The following is an 18,864-nucleotide window of genomic DNA, read 5'->3' as shown; positions in this document are numbered from 1 at the left end:
GTTTAAATCTGCTGATTTAGAACAAGCCGTAGCCCGTTTTCCTGCTATACTATCGTACAAACCTGAACTCAACACCATTCTGTTGATAGAATAACTCGTCTTCGTCTAGTTTATAAATAACCGTCTCATAGCTGTCACTGTTGTTAGGGTCAAAGACAAGAACGCGTTCATCGTTTAGAAACTCCCAGGTGCCCTCTGCAACCGTAGTGCCGTCGTAGGTTTCAACAAAAGTCCCGTCTCTTTCAAAAAGGGCGTCGAGACTGGTGATATCCATCCCTGTTTCTTGTTCATAAAGTTCTGAAATGTCTTCGCCATTGTAAAACACGGCGTTACCTGCCCACTCACCTCCGGTCAGCAGCGACACGTTTGGCGATACATCGTCTTCATCGTCATCTCCGCAGCCAGTAAAGGATACAAGGCATACCAGGGCCAAGCAGTAATAAAGTAATCTAAAATTATGCATACTAAGGTAATTAAAGTGAATTTGAGTTAAGATATATAGATATTACCCCAAGTGTTCTGAATAAGTTGTGAAGAAGACGAAAAGGCCGCTCTTAGCCATGTAAGAACCAGTTACATGAGTTTAATTAATGTCATGGCCTACAAAACAAGAAGGGCTCCTGTTTGGGAGCCCTTCTTGTTTCCGTTAATGCTGCTGCTAACGGGTATAGCGTAGTTCTGCGGTGACCGGTACCGGAATATCCGGGATCTCAACTTGCTCCTGAAAAACCAGGTCGCTGTCAGTAAGCGTTTTAATGTTTACTGTCTCTTCATCCGCAGAGCCTTTGTCTAAAATAATAGCCTGTTCGTTGCTGGTAAACTCCCACTCACCTTCAGCAGTATCATCCGGTACACTTTCCAGGTAGGTAACATAGGTGCCATCTTTATTAAACTTTATCCGGCTGTCTCTAATATCCAGACCTATCCATTCGATGGCATCCTCTGTCACATCCATGCCATTAGCAAAAATGGCATCCCCACGCCACTCCTCAGCTGTGAGGATGTCGGTTCTGGTTGGCTCTTTGTCTTCATCATCATCGTCGCAACTAGTGAAGGTTAGCATGGTGAGCGATGCTAACAACAGTGACAGGAATCGTAGCTTTTTCATATAGTTTTTTATAGGTGACAAAGGGTTAGGGAGCAGAGGGCTCGCCTGTTTAGCTCTCGTTAGGTCTTCTTTTAAAAATCGGAGAAGCGCAGGCTCTGTTTATCTTTTTAGCTGTACCTCCACGTTCCAGCTTGTGTTGTTGTACTCTACTTCGCTTGTAAGATCAAACTCGCTTGTGGTAAGTTTGTCTATCTCCAGTTCATTGTCTTTGAAAAGGTCAAAGCGCAGAATCTTTTCATCTTCAGACAGTGCCCATTCTCCTTCAACATACTGCCGCTGTCCACTGCCGTCCGCATAGTTTGCCTGGTAGGTACCGTCTTCGTCGAACTTTAACCGTAGGGTTACGATATCAAGAAGGGCGCCTTTGATCTCAGGACGGTTGGATACGTTAATGCCATTCAGTAGTACCCTGTCACCTTGCCACTCCCCGGCTGTAAGCAGCTCTGATCTTGGTAAACCGCTGTCTTCTTCGTCGTCTTTGCAGGACACCAGCAGGCTTAAAGACACAAGGAGGGTGAAGTAAAAGAGGTAGTTTATAAAGCGCATCAGGGTTCAATAAAGGTAATATGACATATAGCGATTTAATGGAAAAATAGTTAGGGCAAAGTGGATATTTTTTTAGTGGGTGCTAATGAATGTTTACTTCCGGGTGTAGGGTAATGCCGAACTTGTCCTGAACAGAGGCAATGATCTGATAAGCCAGCTGCCGTATGTTTTCTCCCTGGGCGCCGCCATAGTTCACGAGCACCAGCGCCTGGTTTTTATGCACGCCGTAATTCTCAATAACCTTTCCTTTCCAGCCACATTGCTCAATAAGCCAGCCGGCAGGTACTTTTACAGTTGTTTCGCTGACAGGGTAGGAGGGGATGGACGGAAAGTCTTTCTGGAGTGCCTCAAACTGTGCGAGGGGAATTTCCGGGTTCTTGAAGAAGCTGCCTGCATTGCCGATCTGCTTTGGGTCCGGAAGCTTTGTTTGCCGGATGTGGCACACGGCAGCACTAACATCCTGTATAGTAGGCTGTGCTATTTGCATTTCCGCCAAGGTAGTTTGGAGTGCGCCGTAGGAAGTGTTTAACTGGTGCTGCTTGTGAAGCCGGAAGGTCACTGCGGTCACCACATACTGCCCTTTGACCTCATTCTTAAAAATGCTTTCGCGATAGCCAAACTTACAGGCCTCGTTGTTAAAGCGGTGTACCTGGCCGGAGGCTAAGTGAACCGCCTCCAGTTCATGGAACACGTCTTTTAGCTCCACACCATAAGCGCCGATGTTTTGCAGGGGAGCCGCGCCAACAGTGCCGGGTATCAGGGAAAGGTTCTCTACGCCGCCCCAATTCTGCTGCAGGGCATGCAGCACAAAGTCATGCCACACTTCGCCTCCGCCAGCTTTTACATATACAAAGTTGTCGTCCTCGCCCAGCACCTCTATCCCTTTGATGCCATTCTGTAGTACTACGCCATCAAAGTTCTTCGTGAAGAGCAAATTACTGCCGCCTCCCAAAATCAGAAGGGGGGCTTGCTGCAACTCTTGGCGCTGTAAAAGTTGCTGTAGTTCCTCCACACTTTCAAACCGGGCGAAGAACTTGGCTTTTACATCAATGCCGAAGGTGTTGTAGGGCTTCAGCGAAAAATCAGGCTGCAGTTTCATAAGCGGTGTTTTTTACAAAGGTAGGTTTGCAGGGGAACACTTGAAAGCGCTGCCGCTAAAACAGCAGCAGTGCCTGGCCACCAGGAGACTTAACCCTACTGTTCTTAGTTGCTGCAGATTACAACATTAACATATGTTTAACCTTGTGTTTTAAAGGAAAATATATAGTTTTATCTCATGTAAGTCCAAAGCCCCTCTCTAAATGAAGAAACAAGCTGTCAAGTTACTCCTGCTGCTCCTGCTTCCGCTGTTGAGCGCCTGTCCGGGAGATGTGGACCCAATGCCGGCGTCCAGCTACTCCCCAGTGCTTATGAGCCGGCGGCAGTTGGAGAAGTCGATCGTAAAGCAGGACCCGCGTCCTATATCAGATCCGGGGAAGCTGTATCGCTACGGCCACTACATCCTGATAAACGAAAAGTACAAGGGGGTTCATGTCATCGATAATCAGGACCCCAGGCTGCCGGTAAACCTGGCGTTCATACAAGTGCCCGGTTGTATAGATATGGCCATGAAAGACAAAATCCTTTATGTAGACAATGCCGTGGACCTGCTGGCAATTGACCTGAACGACCTAAACAACATACGGGTCACTAAGCGGGTACGGGATGCGCTTCCGGAGCTGTTGCCTCCGGACAACATAGAAAGCGGGTTTGATCGGGCAGGGGCTCCAGCGGATGCCGTGATCGTAGGTTGGGAGTTAAAGAAACCGGAGTAAGATGAAAAACAGAAAAGCAAGTATCTTGTTGCTGTTAGCATGGGCTGTTACGGCACTAACCCTCAGCAGTTGCGAGAGCGACATGGCCTCTCCGGTAACGGACGTAGCGCAAGGTCAGGGAGGCTCTATGGCCAGGTTTGCCATTAGCGGGGATCACCTCTACACCGTAGACCACTCAAGCCTGAACCTTTTTGATATTTCGGATCCCGCGAACCCACGGCAGAGGCAGGAAGTGCCGCTCTCGTTTGGCATCGAAACAATTTTCCCCTTTCAGGACAAGCTGTTTATTGGCACACAGACAGGAATGCACATTTACAGCATCCAGACGCCTGCAGCGCCAAAGCACCTCTCGCATTACGAGCATGTGGTAAGCTGCGACCCTGTCGTAACGGATGGCCGCTATGCCTACATTACCCTTCGTACTGGTACTGCCTGCCGGCAGGCCATCAACCAGTTGCAGATTGTAGACCTGCAGAATATTCTGGACCCTGTACGTGTGCAGCAATATGATATGACAAACCCCAAAGGGCTAGGCATAGACAGGAGCACACTGTTTGTTTGTGATGATGGCTTAAAGGTATACGATGCCTCTGACGTGATGGCAATCCAGCTTAAACAGCATTTTCCTATCAATGCCTATGATGTGATTCCCGATAACGGGCGCCTCTTGGTCATTGGCAGTGATGGCTTTTATCAATATCAGTACCATGAGGAGGAGCTGGAGTTACTTAGCACGATACTGGTTGAGCCTTCTATTTAACCCTGTAAAACAGCTTGCTATGTCTTTGCGGTTTATAGTTAGTGCCTTTCTCCTGACGCTTGTCTTAGTACAACCGGTTGCTGCTCAGCGTGCTGACACAGCCCCGGAACCCGAGATAAGCATCAAGTTCAGCCCGCAGCATTTGTTTATAAATGGCCTGCATTTATACCTGGAGAAAAGCCTGAAAAAGGACAGCCGTCATGGCCTTGTCTTTTCTCCCCGCTATTATGAAGGTAAAACGAGCACGGTTGATGCTTTTGCTGGCCGTAGCTGGGATGGCAGCGATGATGCCAAAGTGATTGGCTATGGCGCAGAGATACAACACCGAATATACGCCACAGAGGAGCCTGCCTTCTCCGAGCGGAGAACGTACCTGGCCTACGGCATGAACTATCATCATTTCGAAGTAGGGTTCGAGAAGAACGGTTGGCGTCCGGAGACCGCAGCGGACGGGCTGGAGTACTACCGGTACGGACTCAGGCCCTTCAGAGAGAAAATCAATCGTGTAGGAGGGGTGCTGATGGTAGGCTCGCAGTTTCCGGCTTTGGACGGACATCTTCTTTTTGACTTTCATCTCGGGGTAGGATACAACAACAGCAGCGTGAAGACGAACTACAGTCAGGTGCGGTACGACAGAAACGCAATGGACTTTGGCAGTACAGGCGTATACCTGCTGACCGGAATGAAAGTTGGTATCGCCTTGTAAGTGTTTTAAACAGGACCGTCCGGTACGGTTCAGCTCGCTTGTAGCCCTGTCATTCGGAACTCGTGACCCAATGCTGTATCTTTGCGTTCTTATTCTTACAACAGATACATTATGGCAAAACAGAATCCGAATGGCAATTTTAACATCATTGCAACAACACTGGCTGGTTTAGAGGAAGTACTGGCAGCTGAATTGCAGGCCCTGGACATGGAGTACATCAAAGCGGGCAACCGCGCGGTAACCTGTTCCGGAAACCTGCGCCAGTTGTATGAAGCCAACCTGTGGTGCCGTACCGCTATCCGTATTCTGAAGCCGATCCGCACTTTTAAAGCCCGCAACGAAAAGGACTTGTACGAACAGGTACAGAAAACAAACTGGCAGGAAGTGATGGACCTGGAGCAGACCTTTGCCATCGATGCCGTGGTTAGCCACTCAACCTTTGAGCACAGCCTGTTTGTAGCACAACTAACAAAAGATGCCATTGTAGACCAGTTCCGCAAGGTTACAGGGGAGCGGCCTTCTGTAGACCGCGTGCGGCCCGATGTAAGGATTAACCTGCACATGCATGAGAACCAGGTCACCCTGTCGCTCGACTCTTCCGGTGATTCGCTGCATCGCCGGGGTTACCGCCTTCAGACCAACGTTGCTCCCCTCAATGAGGTATTGGCAGCAGGCATCATTGCCTTGTCCGGGTGGGATAAGAAGTCTGCTTTTATTGACCCCATGTGCGGTTCGGGCACTTTCCTGATCGAGGCGGCCCTGATGGCGCAAAACATTGCCCCCGGTTTGTATCGCCGGGACCCTTATGGGTTTGAGCAGTGGAAGGACTATGACGAGAGCTTGTTTGAGATGGTCTGGAACACTGCAGAAGCCAAGGAGAAGAGAGACCCGCAAGCGGCTATTATCGGTTATGACATAGATCCGGACTACGTGGCAGCTGCCTGGAGCAACATAGAGAATGCCGGCTTAGAGCACGTGATCCAGGTAGAGGAGGCGGACTTCTTTAAGACAGAAGCCCCTGCAATACCAGGGGTAGTCGTGATGAACCCTCCCTACAATGAGCGTATTCAGTCAGAAGACATCAACCTGCTCTACAAAAACATAGGGGACACCCTGAAGAACAAGTACCAGGGCTATGATGCCTTTGTGTTTACCGGTAACCTGGATGCCGCTAAAAGTATTGGGCTTCGTACGTCCCGCCGTGTTCCGCTTTACAACGGGTCTATTGATTGTCGCTTACTGAAATATGAGTTGTACAGAGGTAGCCGTAAAGGAGGAGGGGAACAGTAGTCCTGTTACAAAAGATTCTTTTGTCGACAGGCTCTAAGTTCTTGCTGAACGCATCTGTGATGGGCTTTGCTAAATACAGAATTTAAAGGGTGGGATATGCATTTATGCCTGCTGCTGTGGGCACAGGACATGTAGTAGCGAAGCAGTCAGGACTGAAGCTATCCTAAAAAAGCAGCGGGAGCAATTTTGTAAATGCTCCCGCTGCTTTTTTAGGTAGAATTTTGCTTCTGCTCTATTTTATATCCTTCTGATCTGCGCACCCAGGGCATTCAGGCGGCCGTCGATGTTCTGGTAGCCGCGGTCTATCTGCTCCACGTTGTCGATGATGCTTTTCCCTTTGGCGGAAAGGGCTGCAATGAGCAGGGCAACACCGGCACGGATGTCAGGGGAGGTCATGCGAATGCCTCGCAGCGGGATTTCGTTGTTCAGGCCGATGACGGTAGCGCGGTGCGGGTCACAGAGGATGATTTGTGCTCCCATGTCGATGAGTTTGTCAACAAAGAAGAGGCGGCTCTCAAACATCTTCTGGTGGATGAGCACCGTACCCTTCGCCTGTGTAGCCGTTACCAGGGCCACGCTGAGCAGGTCTGGCGTAAGGCCTGGCCAGGTGTGGTCCGACACGTTCAGGATGCTGCCATCAATGTAGGTGTCCACCTCGTAGTGGTCCATCTCAGGAATATAGATGTCATCGCCGCGGAACTCCATTTTGACGCCAAGGCGCTGAAAGGTCTCCGGGATCAGGCCCAACTCCGGTATCTTACAATTCTTGATCGTAATCTCGGAGCCAGTCATGGCAGCCAACCCCATAAAGGAGCCGATCTCGATCATGTCCGGTAACATGGTATGCTCTGTGCCCCCCAGTTTCTCCACACCTTCGATGGTGAGGAGGTTAGAGCCAACACCGCTGATCTTGGCACCCATGCGATTCAGCATGCGGCACAGTTGCTGTACATAAGGCTCGCAGGCTGCATTATAGATGGTGGTAATGCCCTCGGCCAGTACGGCAGCCATCAGAATGTTGGCAGTGCCTGTTACAGAGGCTTCATCCAGCAACATATAGGCACCGTGCAGTTTGTCTGCCGTCACACTATAGAAGCTATCCGGCGTGTCGTAATTAAAGCTAGCCCCCAGTCTTTCCAAACCAATAAAGTGAGTGTCCAGCCTGCGGCGGCCGATTTTGTCACCTCCTGGCTTTGGCATTTTGGCGATGCCAAAACGGGAAAGCATCGGACCTACAATCATCACGGAGCCGCGGATGGCCCGTCCTTGTTCGATGTACTGTTCTGTCTCCAGGTAATCCAGGTTCACCTTGTCGGCCTGAAAAACGTAAGTATCCGGTGCCGTTTTGGACACTGAGACGCCCAGGTCGTGCAGGAGTTCAATGAGTTTATTTACATCCCGGATGTCTGGGACGTTGGAAATGGTAACAGGTTCGGCAGTAAGAAGTACAGCGCACAGTATCTGCAGGGCCTCGTTTTTAGCGCCCTGCGGGTAGATATCGCCTTTTAATTTATTGCCTCCAATTACTTCAAAAGAAGCCATGTATTATTTATTTCTAGTATTTGAGGAAGATCGGTTGCTTTTTTTGCTACGGCCGCCGGTGTTCTGTGTACGGTTGTTGTCCTGTTGCTGCGGTTTTACATTCGATTCGAACAGGTTGTTGCGCTCGATGTAGCCCAGGTCCATGTCCAGTTTGCCCTTCGAAATCTGTCGGATATCCCCCAAAATCACGTCATCTGTAATGCTGTCCTTATTATAAGACTTATAGAGGGTCTTCATGAGTTTCCCGATCGAAACAATGGCAGCTTCCCGCTCTTTCGGGTCTTGTAACTCTGTGGCACGCGCTACAAGCAATTCTACATTCTTGCCGTAGTGCTTAAAGTTAGGTGTATCCAGCGGATAGTCCATTGGCTGCGGCTTGTCGTTGAGGTACTCCATGGCGTTCAACTGGTAAGGCGCGTCCACGTCCAGGGTAGAGCCAGACATCACGTACAGGTGGTTCCAAAGCTTTTGCTGGTAGTCCTGTGTATCCCGCAGCTGGGGATTCAGCTTGGCCATCAGGTTTATAAGTAACTGAGAAAGGCGCGTACGCTCAGCCCGGTCCTGCACCTTGGTAATATAATTCACCAGGTCCTGCACGTTGCGGCCATATTCGCGTAGCAACAATTCTTGTTTAAAGGTGGTACTAGCTTCCATTAATATCGTTTGTAAGGATTCAAAATTAGGAATTTGAGCGTACATTGGCTCAAGCGTGCTGTAAAATCTTTTCAGACACTGTTACGATGTACGCAGCTATTGGGTAAAGCGGTATATTAAAAAAAGCAGCCCACAGCAGGGGCCAGCTTACGAGCTACTTTAACTTACTGCCATCCGGGACCTTAGAGGCGGGTTGGGCCAGTACAATGTCTCCGTTCTCGTCTTCAAAACCAGTTACAAGGACCTCCGACATGAACTTACCGATCTGCTTTTTGCCCAGGTTCGTGACGCAAAGCACCTGCCTGCCCACTAATTCTTCCTTGGTATACCGCTTGGTGATCTGCGCGCTGGATTTTTTAAGGCCAAGTGGGCCCAGGTCTACAACTAACTGATAAGCCGGGCGACGGGCCTCCGGAAAGTCGAGCGCTTCTACAATCGTACCTACCCGTATATCCGTTTGCTCAAAGTGCTCCCAGGAAATAAGGCCTATGGCATCTGGTTGAGTGTGCATAGTTTTAAGTGGTGTTACCGTGTTTCGCTAATTATATAAGTTACAAGATATAAATTATTTCCTTATAACATCTGCATAACCCAGGGCATACAGCAAAGGCCACCTCACACAGGTGGCCTTTGCTGTATTATTTTAAAGAGCGGAGGGCTGTTGTTACTCTGTTTTAAGGGATAGCACGGGGTTAGCCATAGCCGCCTGGATGGCTTTGGAGCTCATGGTGATGAGCGCTATGAGCAGGGTAACGGTTCCGGCCAGGACAAAAGGCCAGAAGTTGATGTCAATCCGGTAGGTAAAGTCCTGCAGCCACAGGCTGATGATGTAATAGGCAATTGGTGCCGCGAGTACGAAGGCGATCAACACCAGCTTTACGAACTCCTTTGAAAACAGAAGGGCGATGTTAAACACGGAGGCTCCCATTACTTTGCGGATACCTACCTCTTTGGTGCGCTGTGCTGCCATAAAGGCGATCAAGCCGTACAAGCCGAGGCAACCGATGAGGATGGCGATAAAGGAGAAAACTTTGAACAAGGTGTTCTGACGGGCCTCGTCTTGGTAAAAGTTGGCAATGGTTTCATCCAGAAATTCATAGCTGAACACGTCGTCCGGATATACCATGCTCCATACTTTCTCCAGGTGCTGCAGGGCTTCCTGCTTTTGACTCATGTCTATCTTGGCGGAAAGGAAGGAGTAAGTGTTTGGCTTGACGATCATGATGGTGGGATCAATCGGCTGGTGAAGGGAGTTCTGGTGAAAGTCCTCTACCACACCCACGATAGAAGTCTTTAGTGTCCCGCCGTTCAGCGCGATGGACTTGCCAAGCACCTCTGCCGGTGTTTTTACACCTAGTTTCTGCAGCATGGTCTCGTTCACCAGCACAGAAGTGGAGTCGCTGTTTTTATAAGCACGGCCCGCCACCAGGTCAATCCCGAATAGGTCCAGGTAGTTCTCATCGGCAAACTTCATATTGGCGCTGAAAGGGAGGGTCTGGCTGGAGTTATTATAAGAGAAGCTGGAGGCCCAGGTCATGTTGGCAGAGGGGGGCGCGACGGCAAAACTGACATTACGAATGGCCGGATTACGCAGCATTTCCGCTCGCAGGGGCATGATCTTTTGACCCGCCTGGCTAGGAAGCTGCACAGTTACGACCGCTTCCTTGTTAAAGCCAAGCGACTTGTTCCTGAAGAAATCCATTTGTGCGTTTACCAGTATCGTGCAGATGATCAGCACCTGGCAAATGGTGAACTGTAGAACCACCAGCGCCCTGCGCAATGAGAGGCCTGCCACCCGTTGTGTGTTGATGCGGCTTTTGAGGGCCTCGATCGGCTGGAAGCGGGCCATGATCAGGGCAGGGTAAAGGCCTGCCAGCAGCGTAACGAGCACAACCTGAGCAACCAGGAACAGCAACAGGATAGGGTCTTGCAGCATGCTGAAGGTGATGTTTAACTCCAGCAGCTCGTTCAGGTAGGGGACTGTTAACTCTACGAGGATCACAGACAGGAAGGAAGCCAGCAGGGTGATCAGCAGGGTTTCGCCCATGAACTGCAGGATAAGCTGCCTTTTGCTGCTGCCCATTACTTTACGCACGCCTACCTCTCTTGCCCGCTTCACGACCTGTGCGGTGGCCAGGTTTACAAAGTTAATGCAGGCAACCAGCACCAGGAAAATGCCGATCAGTGCCATCGACCAGATGATTTCCCTGGAAATAGTCCGTTGCCCGTAGTTACCATAGTCCGAGTTAAAGTGCAGGTCGCTCAGCGGCTGTAAACTAAATGTCTCTTTTATGCGGGGATGCTGTTTTCTGTTCTGGTTGATAAAATTGCTTATTTCAGTCTCTTTAGCCTGGGGGGATACGCCTTCAGGCAGGAGTACATAAAGCTGGTGGTTGCTGGTCAGGTTGTCGAACGTGCTGATGTCCAGGGTCGTGTAATTCTTATACGACTCGTAAGACAGCAGCATGGTAAAGGGGAAGTCGGTGTTGGAGGGGAAATCCGGAATCACGGCGCTGACTTTAAGCGTCAGCAGGTTATTGTATCGGAGCAGTTTGCCCACTGCGTTCCCTTCGGGGAAGTATTTATCGGCTGCACTTTGCGTAAGCACCACTGTGTTAGGCTCTCCCAAAGCACCTCTGGGGTCTGCGCTGCCTGTCTCAAAGTCAAACAAGTCGAAAAAGCCAGGCTCTACAAAACCAACGGATTCTTCTTCCAAAAACCGCTTTTTTACGTTGCCGTTTTCACTCAGCACATTGATCTGGGCACCGTCTTCGGCATACACCTGTACCATATTTTCCATGCCTAGCTTTCCGTTTGCTCTTAACAAGCCTGCCACTGGGAAACGGATACCCGTGTTACGGGTAATGTCGCCCTCATAGCTCATGTCAGAATTCACCCGGTAAATTCGCTCGGCCTTGCTGTGGAAGGTATCATAACTGAGTTCATACTTTATGATAAGAAAGAGCAGAATACTACAGGTAATGCCCAGCGCGAGGCCGGATACGTTCAGGAGGCTGTAACTTTTGTTGCGCAACAGCGAACGGAAGGCGGTGAGGAAATATAGCTTTAGCATAGTTTTATGTGGTTAATGATCGAACTTAAGGCTTCAAGAGCTTTAAACTGTTACTTATTACTTGCTAGCGCTGTGCCAAAACCTCAGAAGTGCCTTTACACCGAGTTTAAGCCTGTTACTTCTGTTTTTTGTGTCCATTGCCGGACAGTTTTTGTCCATGCCCGGACAGGACGGACTACACTTTTTCCAGTAAATTATTTACCTTAGGGTATAAAGATACAAAATCAAGCAGCAGGAATTTCCCTCTTTCCGGGCCCTGAAGGAAGTTATAGCGCCCTATACTGTGCTACTGGGCATATATGAGGCACACCAGGAACGGCTGGCACAAGCCTAAAATTAGCCTGGCACAATATTTCTGTACCTGTTTGCTGTAACCTTTACTCGCACACTATGGAAGAAAAGAACCTTGGCCGCATATTGGTAATTGATGATAATGAGGACGTGCTGTTCTCGGCAAAAATGCTCTTGCGTAAACACGCCAAAGAGGTGGTGATGGAGAAAGACCCCCGGAAAATTCCTTTCCTGGTTTCGAACGAAGACTTTGACCTCATCTTGCTGGACATGAATTTCAGCCAGGACATTACGAGCGGGCAGGAGGGCTTTTACTGGCTCAAAGAGATCCTGAAGTATGACCCTTCGGCAGTGGTGGTGATGATCACGGCTTTCGGGGATGTAGAAATGGCTGTAAAGGCGCTGAAAGAAGGAGCCACCGACTTTGTGCTGAAGCCCTGGGAAAACCAGAAGCTGCTGGCTACCCTCTCCTCCGCCTCTAAACTGAGGAACTCTTATAAAGAGGTGAGCCAGCTGAAAGAGGTAAACCGCACCCTGACCTCACAACTGAACACCCCGCAAAACCTGATTGAGGGGAACAGTGCGGCCATGCGACAGCTCTTTAACATCATTGAGAAGGTAGCCCGAACAGATGCAGACGTGCTGTTGCTGGGAGAGAACGGGACGGGGAAGGAAGTAATTGCCCGCACCATCCACCAGCGCTCCTCCCGTGCCGATAAAGTGTTTGTGAGCGTGGACATGGGCGCTATTACCGAGTCCTTATTCGAAAGCGAGCTCTTTGGTCACAAGAAAGGGGCTTTTACCGATGCCAAGGAAGACCGTATCGGGCGGATAGAGGCGGCCAACGGAGGCACGCTTTTTTTGGATGAGATTGGCAACCTGTCACCGGCCATGCAGGCAAAACTGCTGACGGTGTTGCAGCGGCGCGAAATAATACGGGTCGGCACCAATAAGCCCGTACCGGTAAACGTGCGCCTGATCTGTGCAACAAACATGCCCCTGAAAGAGATGGTGCAGCGGAACGAGTTCCGGCAGGACCTGCTGTACCGCATTAACACCGTGGAGCTTAATTTGCCACCCCTCCGCGATCGCCTGGACGACATCCCGCTTTTTGCGGACCATTTTCTGGGGATCTATGCGCAAAAGTACAAGCAGCCGGCTAAACGGCTCGGGGACGCTGGCCTGGCACGCCTGCGGCGCTACAGCTGGCCCGGTAACGTACGGGAACTGCAGCATGCGCTGGAACGCGCTTCTATCATGAGCGATAACCGGGAACTGCAGGCGGAGGACTTTTTCTTTTTAGCCGAAACAGAGCCTCTTGCCACAAACCAAACAGAGAGCCAGAGCCTGGACCTGGACGAGCTGGAACGGGAGGCCGTGCAGCGGGCTATCCAGAAACACGAGGGAAACATTTCCAAAGCAGCCAAGGAGTTGGGCTTGTCCCGGGGGGCGCTGTACCGAAGACTGGAGAAGTATGAGCTTTAAGAACTTCCGTCTGCAGCTGATCTTGCGGCTGGCACTGCTTGTTCTGTCCATTTATTTGCTCGCCTGGATTGGCTTTAACCCCACCTATCGGAGTACTTTCATCGGGCTGGCCCTGTTGGTGCTGTTGCAGGTCTGGCTGCTTATCCGGTTTAATGAGCGCACGAACAAGCTGGTACTCCGCTTTCTCAACTCCATTAATTACGACGACTTTACCGAGCAGTTCCATGTAGGGGGTGAGGGCAAAACCCAGCGGGAATTGGCAAAGCGCCTGAACGAGGTAATGGAGAAGTTCCGGCAAGTACGGGCAGAGAAGGAAGCGCACCTGCATTACTTTGAGGTGATCGTGCAGCACATAGGGATTGGCATCATCACGTACAGGCCTGACGGAAGCATTCTGTTGCTGAACAATGCCGCCAAAAAGCTGCTCCGCGTGGGGCAACTGCAACAGGTACAACAATTAGAAGAGGTGAGTCCGGAATTGGCTGTGGGCTTACAGCAGTTAGACAACGGGGATAAAGCGCTGGTGCCGGTGCGGCAGGGGGTAGAACAGGCCAACCTGGCCGTCCACGTGATTGAGCTTTCCCTGCTGGGGGACCGCATACGCCTTGCCTCCTTGCAAAACATTCAAAGCGAACTGGAGGACAAGGAAATGGAGGCCTGGCATAACCTCATCAAAGTGCTGACGCATGAGATCATGAACTCCGTTACCCCTATCGCCTCTTTGTCGGCCAGCGCGCATGAAGAGATCGAGAGTTATACCGATACCGAAGCTGAGGAGGTAACCCTGCTGCGCGAGGAGTTGGAGGACATCGGGCAGTGCCTGCACACCATTCACCGCCGCTCCGATGGCCTGATCCGTTTTGTGCAAGACTTCCGGAACCTTACCACTATCTCCTTACCGCAGGTAGGCCGCTTCGACGTTAGAGAACTTTTAAAGGAGATCAAGACGCTGATGCGGGAGCAGTTTTCGCATGACCATGTAAAACTACAGATCGAGGTGCCGCCCGATAGTCTCCTTTTGGCAGCTGACAGAAGTATGATAGAGCAGGTGCTGATCAACCTGGTGAAAAATGCCCTGGAGGCCGTGCGGGAAAAGAAAGAGGGGGTGGTTATTTTGAGGGCCTATCATGATGAGCGCAGCCGCATTAGCTTACAGGTAGCAGACAACGGCTACGGAATGACGCAGGAGGCAGCCAGTAAAATCTTTATTCCTTTTTTTACCACGAAGAAGACCGGTTCCGGCATAGGCCTTAGTCTGTCGCGGCAGATCATGCGCCTGCACAAGGGCACCATTTCTGTACAGTCCGAAATAGGGAAGGGCACCACCTTTACCCTCCGTTTCTAAACGAGTGAACCATAACTTTTAAGGGCTGTCTTGCATATACCTAGTTAAGCGTTTTGACTAAACACGAAAGGGATGAGTTTAACAGACAATGAAGGCTTTGTGCAGGTAAGTGCCGATAAGAGTGCTCCTTTTCTGGCGAAGATTGGCATGGAAGGTCAGGAGATGACCATCGATGAGTCCGGGATAGAGCAGGGAGTGAAAACGGGCCCCGACCCTTATGATTATATCCTGAGTGCCCTGGGGGCTTGCACGGTCATTACCTTGCACATGTATGCGCAGCGGAAAAGCTGGCCCCTGGAGCGGGCGGAGGTGAGTCTGCGGCATGAACGGATACATCCCAGCGACTGCCTGAACTGCGAGGACAAAGCCTCTAAGCTAAACCACGTGACCAAAAAGCTCCGGCTGATAGGGGATTTAACGGCTGCGCAACGCCAGCGCCTGGAGGCCATATCCTCTAAGTGCCCCGTGCAGCGGACTTTGGAAAGTGGAATCTCCGTTACAACGGTGCTGGAAGTGTAACTTTCAGGCGGGCTCTTTTGGGGTTATATGAAAGTACTCTTCAAGTGTATGTGCCCCTACCTGTGGCGCCACACAATCCACTTTGCTTACAGCTATCATAAAAGAGACCTTGTCATACAGATTTCGGTTCAACAACTTTACCAGCGGTAGTACACTTGCTACAACAGGGAAGGGAACGGAGGGGAGGAACCCCTTGTAGTTTGCCGCCTTACACGCCAGGCGAATCAGTTCGGCTCTGCTATAAATGGTTTTACCGCCTAAGGCGATTGTCCGGGATGGGCAGCCGATTTCCCCTACCGCTATTTTCGCCAGATCTCCTTCATATATCGGATTTGTCAGCTTATCGCCCGTACCAAGCAAGCCTATCCGTCCTTTTCGTGCCATCGCCACCACTTCGTCAAAGGCAGAAAACAGGGCTGTAGGCTCCAGAATCGTGTACAGAATATCCGAATGCTTTAGCTCCCGTGCAAAATCAGCGTGGGCTTTAAAGTAAGCCAGTTGGGGATGCGCTTCTGCAGAGAAGGCGGAGACGTACACAAACTGCTGTACGCCGGCTGCTTTTGCTTCCTGTAACAAGTTATAATTGGCCCTGTAGTCCACCTCCTGAAAGCTGCCTTTGCTGTTGTCCGTAAGACTAATGCTTTTACCCAGAGTAGAAACCACGACATCCATTCCTTGGCAACAACCTCGTAAAGTCTCAGGCTTCGTGGCATCGGCTACCAGGATGTTATCCGGTGGCGGAAGAAGTTGGTTGGCTTTTGCGGCGGTGCGGGCCAGGACGCTTACAGGATAGCCCTGCCTTTTCAGTTCGCGCAGCAAGTGCTGCCCTACGTGGCCGGTAGCGCCGGCTAATAGTATGTTTCTCATGGTATCGGGTAAGGGATCTCCTAATAAAAGCAAACTTTGAACTGAATTATAAAGTAAGTTGCAACTCTTGGCCTAATTTTTACTTACTTCCTAATTTAACTATATTCGTTTAAGAAAATCACGCTTTTGTGGCTGCCTCGGTAGCTCTATTCCCTATAAAAATGTTTCGGAAATCCACTTATACCTACCTCTTAGCAGCACTGCTTTCGAGCGGCGTGGTCTCCTGTGTTCCTATAGAGCAGCAGGGGCAAAGCAGTACAGGTACTGCCCCCACATCCCTCATTTACGACGACTATATCTATGACGAAAGCATCGCCTCGGTGCAGACCTACCTGAGCACAGGCTTGCAAGAGGAAGTCCTCAACCCAGCCGTAGCCCCTCTAAGCCAGGCACGCCCTATCGTCCTGGAGTTTGACAGGCTGAATGCAGGACCACAGCGCCTGATCGTGCGAATGCAGCATTGTAATGCTGACTGGACCCCTTCTTCGCTTACCAATGCTCAGTTTTTGGCCGACTTCAATGAGTTCTTTATCACGGACGCCGTTATCTCTGTGAACACCCGAATACCTTATGTGCATTATACTTTTAAGGTGCCCCGGGTCAAACTTAGCGGCAATTACCTGCTGGTCGTGCAGGAGGAGGGGGGAGTTCCGCTTCTGTCACGCCGCCTGATGTTTTACGAGGAGGCCGTGGTGGTGGCTCCAAAGCTGGGCGCCCCTTTGGGGCCGGGTGGGAGAGAGGCGCGGCAGCCAATAGAGTTCAATGTGCTGTATGGGGATTACCCGCTTGTGAACCCTTCGCAGGAAGTGAAAGCAGTGATACGACAGAATTACCGGTGGGATAATGCCAAAGTGATTCTACGCCCTACTTATGTGCAGGATGCGCAGCGCCGCCTGGAGTACGTCTTTTTCGAGCCGAGCGAGCTGTTCCTGGGACTAAGCGAGTTTCGTGCCTTCGATACGCGTAGCCTGAACTTTAAAGGGATAGGGATAGAAAGCATTAACCTGCAGGCCAGTCCGATAGAGGTAAACCTGGAGCCAGACAAAAGCCGGCTGCGCAGCGTGTACAGCCAGGACCCCGACATCAACGGCATGCGCATTTTTGGGAATAAACAATATGGCAATGGTGATTTTAACGGGGACTATACGTGGGTGGACTTTGAGCTGTATGCGCCCGAGGAGGCACCAGGGGAGGTGTATGTAATGGGCGCTTTAACGGGTTGGCGTGCACTGGACGAGGCAAAGTTGCTTTATGACATCGAGCGCAACGTGTATTCTGGCAAGATGCTTCTGAAGCAGGGCTATTACAATTACTACTATGCAGTAAAGCCCAAAGGCGCAGCATTCCTGGACCCCAGCTATTTTGAGGGAAGCCATTTTGAAACAGACAACATTTACGATATCCTGGTCTATTACCGGCCGCCAGGAACCAGAGCCGACCTGTTGATTGGGTACGAGCAGTTTTACTTTAACAGAAGGTAAGCCGTAAGGCCTTGGCTGTGAATGGAAATCCTTTGGGACATAGCATAAAAAGAGAGAGCCGCGGGTACTAAAACCCACGGCTCTCTCTTTTTATGCTATTGCTAAAGAAGTTTATACGTTAAAGCGGAAGTGCATGATATCGCCGTCCTGTACCACGTATTCTTTTCCTTCTACAGCCATCTTACCGGCTTCTTTTATCTTGGCTTCGGTTTTGTACTCCTGGTAATCTTTTAGTTTGATCACTTCGGCCCGGATAAAGCCTTTCTCAAAGTCGGTGTGAATAACGCCGGCAGCCTGTGGGGCTTTCCATCCCTTGCCAATGGTCCAGGCACGCACTTCTTTTACACCGGCAGTAAAGTAAGTGATTAGGTTCAGGAGGTCGTAAGAGGCCCGGATCAGCTTGTTAAGGCCGGACTCTTGCAGACCATACTCTGCCAGGAACATCTCTTTTTCTTCCGGGTCAGTCAGCTCGGCAATCTGGGCCTCAATGGAGGCAGAGATGAGCACGACTTGCGCGTTCTCGTTCTTTACATGCTCTTTCAGCGCCTCAGAGTACTGGTTGCCTGTCAGCATCGAGTCTTCGTCTACGTTAGCGGCATAAATCACTGGTTTCTCTGTGAGTAGCTTCAGGTCATCTACGGCCTCTTTTTCTTCCTCCGTTACTCCCAGCGAGCGAACGTTCTGTCCGCTTTCCAGGTGCGCTTTGTATTTCTCCAGTGCGGCCAGTTCTTTCTTTGCCTTGGCATCGCCAGATTTTGCCGTACGGATTACTTTCTGAATCTTTTTGTCTACCGACTCCAGATCTTTCAGCTGCAGTTCCGTGTCAATGATCTCTTTGTCTGCAATCGGGTCTACTTTACCGGCCACGTGTACGATGTTTGGGTCTTCGAAGCAACGTACCACATGTATAATGGCATCAACTTCCCGGATGTTTGCCAGGAACTTGTTTCCAAGGCCTTCGCCTTTACTCGCGCCTTCTACCAGGCCGGCGATGTCCACAAACTCGATCACTGTTGGCAATACCCGCTCCGGGTGCACCAACTCCTCCAGTATTTGCAGGCGCTCATCCGGCACCGTGATTACCCCAACGTTCGGCTCGATGGTACAGAAAGGGTAATTGGCAGACTCTGCCTTGGCATTAGAAATAGCGTTAAATAGAGTAGACTTTCCTACGTTAGGTAGTCCTACAATACCGCATCTTAGTCCCATTAATTTTAATCTTTTAAATCAAGCCGCAAATATACGATAAAATAAGGAGGTTTAGCGCCTTATGCGGCAAAAGGCCTTATTTTATAAATAGCCTGAAAAAACGAAAAAGTTATGAAACGGTAACGGGCTCTAATTTTAGAAGGTAAAAAACGATGCGTGTGTAGCGGGGGATAG

18 protein-coding genes are annotated in these 18,864 nt (G+C 50.4%); 8 read left to right on the top strand and 10 right to left on the bottom strand.

Annotated elements, in window-relative coordinates; all coding sequences use genetic code 11:
- Window positions 1-49 precede the first annotated feature (49 nt).
- From CHB92_RS03865 to murB, 4 genes are all read right to left on the bottom strand, one after another.
- Window positions 50-463, bottom strand: coding sequence for a hypothetical protein (locus CHB92_RS03865; RefSeq protein WP_089317843.1), 414 nt, complete (start codon window positions 461-463; stop codon window positions 50-52).
- A gap of 195 nt (window positions 464-658) precedes the next feature.
- The gene (locus CHB92_RS03860) at window positions 659-1,108 is read right to left on the bottom strand and encodes a hypothetical protein (protein ID WP_144266264.1); all 450 of its coding nucleotides are present in this window, start codon (window positions 1,106-1,108) and stop codon (window positions 659-661) included.
- 99 nt (window positions 1,109-1,207) lie between these two features.
- Entirely contained in the window at window positions 1,208-1,654 is a 447-nt protein-coding gene (locus CHB92_RS03855; RefSeq protein ID WP_089317841.1) for a hypothetical protein, read from the bottom strand.
- An 82-nt stretch (window positions 1,655-1,736) separates the two neighbouring features.
- Window positions 1,737-2,753, bottom strand: coding sequence for a UDP-N-acetylmuramate dehydrogenase (gene murB, locus CHB92_RS03850; RefSeq protein WP_089317840.1), 1,017 nt, complete (start codon window positions 2,751-2,753; stop codon window positions 1,737-1,739).
- A gap of 202 nt (window positions 2,754-2,955) precedes the next feature.
- Between murB and CHB92_RS03845 the strand changes: the two genes are divergently transcribed.
- From CHB92_RS03845 to CHB92_RS03830, 4 genes are all read left to right on the top strand, one after another.
- Window positions 2,956-3,468 carry an LVIVD repeat-containing protein gene (locus CHB92_RS03845; protein ID WP_089317839.1) on the top strand — a complete coding sequence of 171 codons (513 nt, stop codon included), beginning with the start codon at window positions 2,956-2,958 and terminating at the stop codon, window positions 3,466-3,468.
- 1 nt (window position 3,469) lies between these two features.
- Entirely contained in the window at window positions 3,470-4,228 is a 759-nt protein-coding gene (locus CHB92_RS03840) for an LVIVD repeat-containing protein (protein WP_089317838.1), read from the top strand.
- A gap of 19 nt (window positions 4,229-4,247) precedes the next feature.
- Window positions 4,248-4,934 carry a hypothetical protein gene (locus tag CHB92_RS03835; protein WP_089317837.1) on the top strand — a complete coding sequence of 229 codons (687 nt, stop codon included), beginning with the start codon at window positions 4,248-4,250 and terminating at the stop codon, window positions 4,932-4,934.
- A 111-nt stretch (window positions 4,935-5,045) separates the two neighbouring features.
- Complete coding sequence (locus CHB92_RS03830; RefSeq protein ID WP_089317836.1) at window positions 5,046-6,224, top strand: THUMP domain-containing class I SAM-dependent RNA methyltransferase; 1,179 nt, start codon at window positions 5,046-5,048, stop codon at window positions 6,222-6,224.
- 237 nt (window positions 6,225-6,461) lie between these two features.
- Here CHB92_RS03830 and murA read toward each other — a convergent pair whose 3' ends face one another.
- From murA to CHB92_RS03810, 4 genes are all read right to left on the bottom strand, one after another.
- Window positions 6,462-7,766 (bottom strand): UDP-N-acetylglucosamine 1-carboxyvinyltransferase, encoded by a 1,305-nt coding sequence (gene murA / locus CHB92_RS03825; protein WP_089317835.1) that lies wholly within the window; start codon window positions 7,764-7,766, stop codon window positions 6,462-6,464.
- Window positions 7,767-7,769: 3 nt separating this feature from the next.
- The gene (locus CHB92_RS03820; RefSeq protein WP_089317834.1) at window positions 7,770-8,420 is read right to left on the bottom strand and encodes a DUF4290 domain-containing protein; all 651 of its coding nucleotides are present in this window, start codon (window positions 8,418-8,420) and stop codon (window positions 7,770-7,772) included.
- A gap of 154 nt (window positions 8,421-8,574) precedes the next feature.
- Complete coding sequence (locus tag CHB92_RS03815) at window positions 8,575-8,931, bottom strand: tRNA-binding protein (RefSeq protein ID WP_218824228.1); 357 nt, start codon at window positions 8,929-8,931, stop codon at window positions 8,575-8,577.
- Between the two features lie 153 nt (window positions 8,932-9,084).
- On the bottom strand, window positions 9,085-11,493 hold the full coding sequence (locus CHB92_RS03810; RefSeq protein ID WP_089317833.1) for an ABC transporter permease: 2,409 nt from the start codon (window positions 11,491-11,493) through the stop codon (window positions 9,085-9,087).
- A 390-nt stretch (window positions 11,494-11,883) separates the two neighbouring features.
- Here CHB92_RS03810 and CHB92_RS03805 point away from each other — a divergent pair, with 390 nt between their 5' ends.
- The 3 genes from CHB92_RS03805 to CHB92_RS03795 all read left to right on the top strand — a co-directional run bounded on the left by CHB92_RS03805 (window position 11,884) and on the right by CHB92_RS03795 (window position 15,133).
- Entirely contained in the window at window positions 11,884-13,269 is a 1,386-nt protein-coding gene (locus CHB92_RS03805) for a sigma-54-dependent transcriptional regulator (protein ID WP_089317832.1), read from the top strand.
- The gene (locus CHB92_RS03800) at window positions 13,259-14,614 is read left to right on the top strand and encodes a sensor histidine kinase (protein ID WP_089317831.1); all 1,356 of its coding nucleotides are present in this window, start codon (window positions 13,259-13,261) and stop codon (window positions 14,612-14,614) included. Before CHB92_RS03805 ends, CHB92_RS03800 begins: the two co-directional genes overlap by 11 nt.
- Before the next feature lie 72 nt (window positions 14,615-14,686).
- Window positions 14,687-15,133 carry an OsmC family protein gene (locus CHB92_RS03795; RefSeq protein WP_089317830.1) on the top strand — a complete coding sequence of 149 codons (447 nt, stop codon included), beginning with the start codon at window positions 14,687-14,689 and terminating at the stop codon, window positions 15,131-15,133.
- A 3-nt stretch (window positions 15,134-15,136) separates the two neighbouring features.
- Here the strand turns inward: CHB92_RS03795 and CHB92_RS03790 are convergent, their stop codons facing one another.
- On the bottom strand, window positions 15,137-16,000 hold the full coding sequence (locus CHB92_RS03790; RefSeq protein WP_089317829.1) for an SDR family oxidoreductase: 864 nt from the start codon (window positions 15,998-16,000) through the stop codon (window positions 15,137-15,139).
- 161 nt (window positions 16,001-16,161) lie between these two features.
- Between CHB92_RS03790 and CHB92_RS03785 the strand changes: the two genes are divergently transcribed.
- Window positions 16,162-17,481 carry a type IX secretion system plug protein gene (locus CHB92_RS03785; RefSeq protein WP_089317828.1) on the top strand — a complete coding sequence of 440 codons (1,320 nt, stop codon included), beginning with the start codon at window positions 16,162-16,164 and terminating at the stop codon, window positions 17,479-17,481.
- 111 nt (window positions 17,482-17,592) lie between these two features.
- Here the strand turns inward: CHB92_RS03785 and ychF are convergent, their stop codons facing one another.
- Window positions 17,593-18,690, bottom strand: coding sequence for a redox-regulated ATPase YchF (gene ychF / locus CHB92_RS03780; RefSeq protein ID WP_089317827.1), 1,098 nt, complete (start codon window positions 18,688-18,690; stop codon window positions 17,593-17,595).
- Window positions 18,691-18,864 lie beyond the last annotated feature (174 nt).

This window comes from Pontibacter ummariensis, from assembly GCF_900188175.1.
Taxonomy (GTDB): domain Bacteria; phylum Bacteroidota; class Bacteroidia; order Cytophagales; family Hymenobacteraceae; genus Pontibacter; species Pontibacter ummariensis.
The sequence above is the reverse complement of the archived record's forward strand: the minus strand, read 5'-3'. Positions and strand labels throughout refer to the sequence as shown.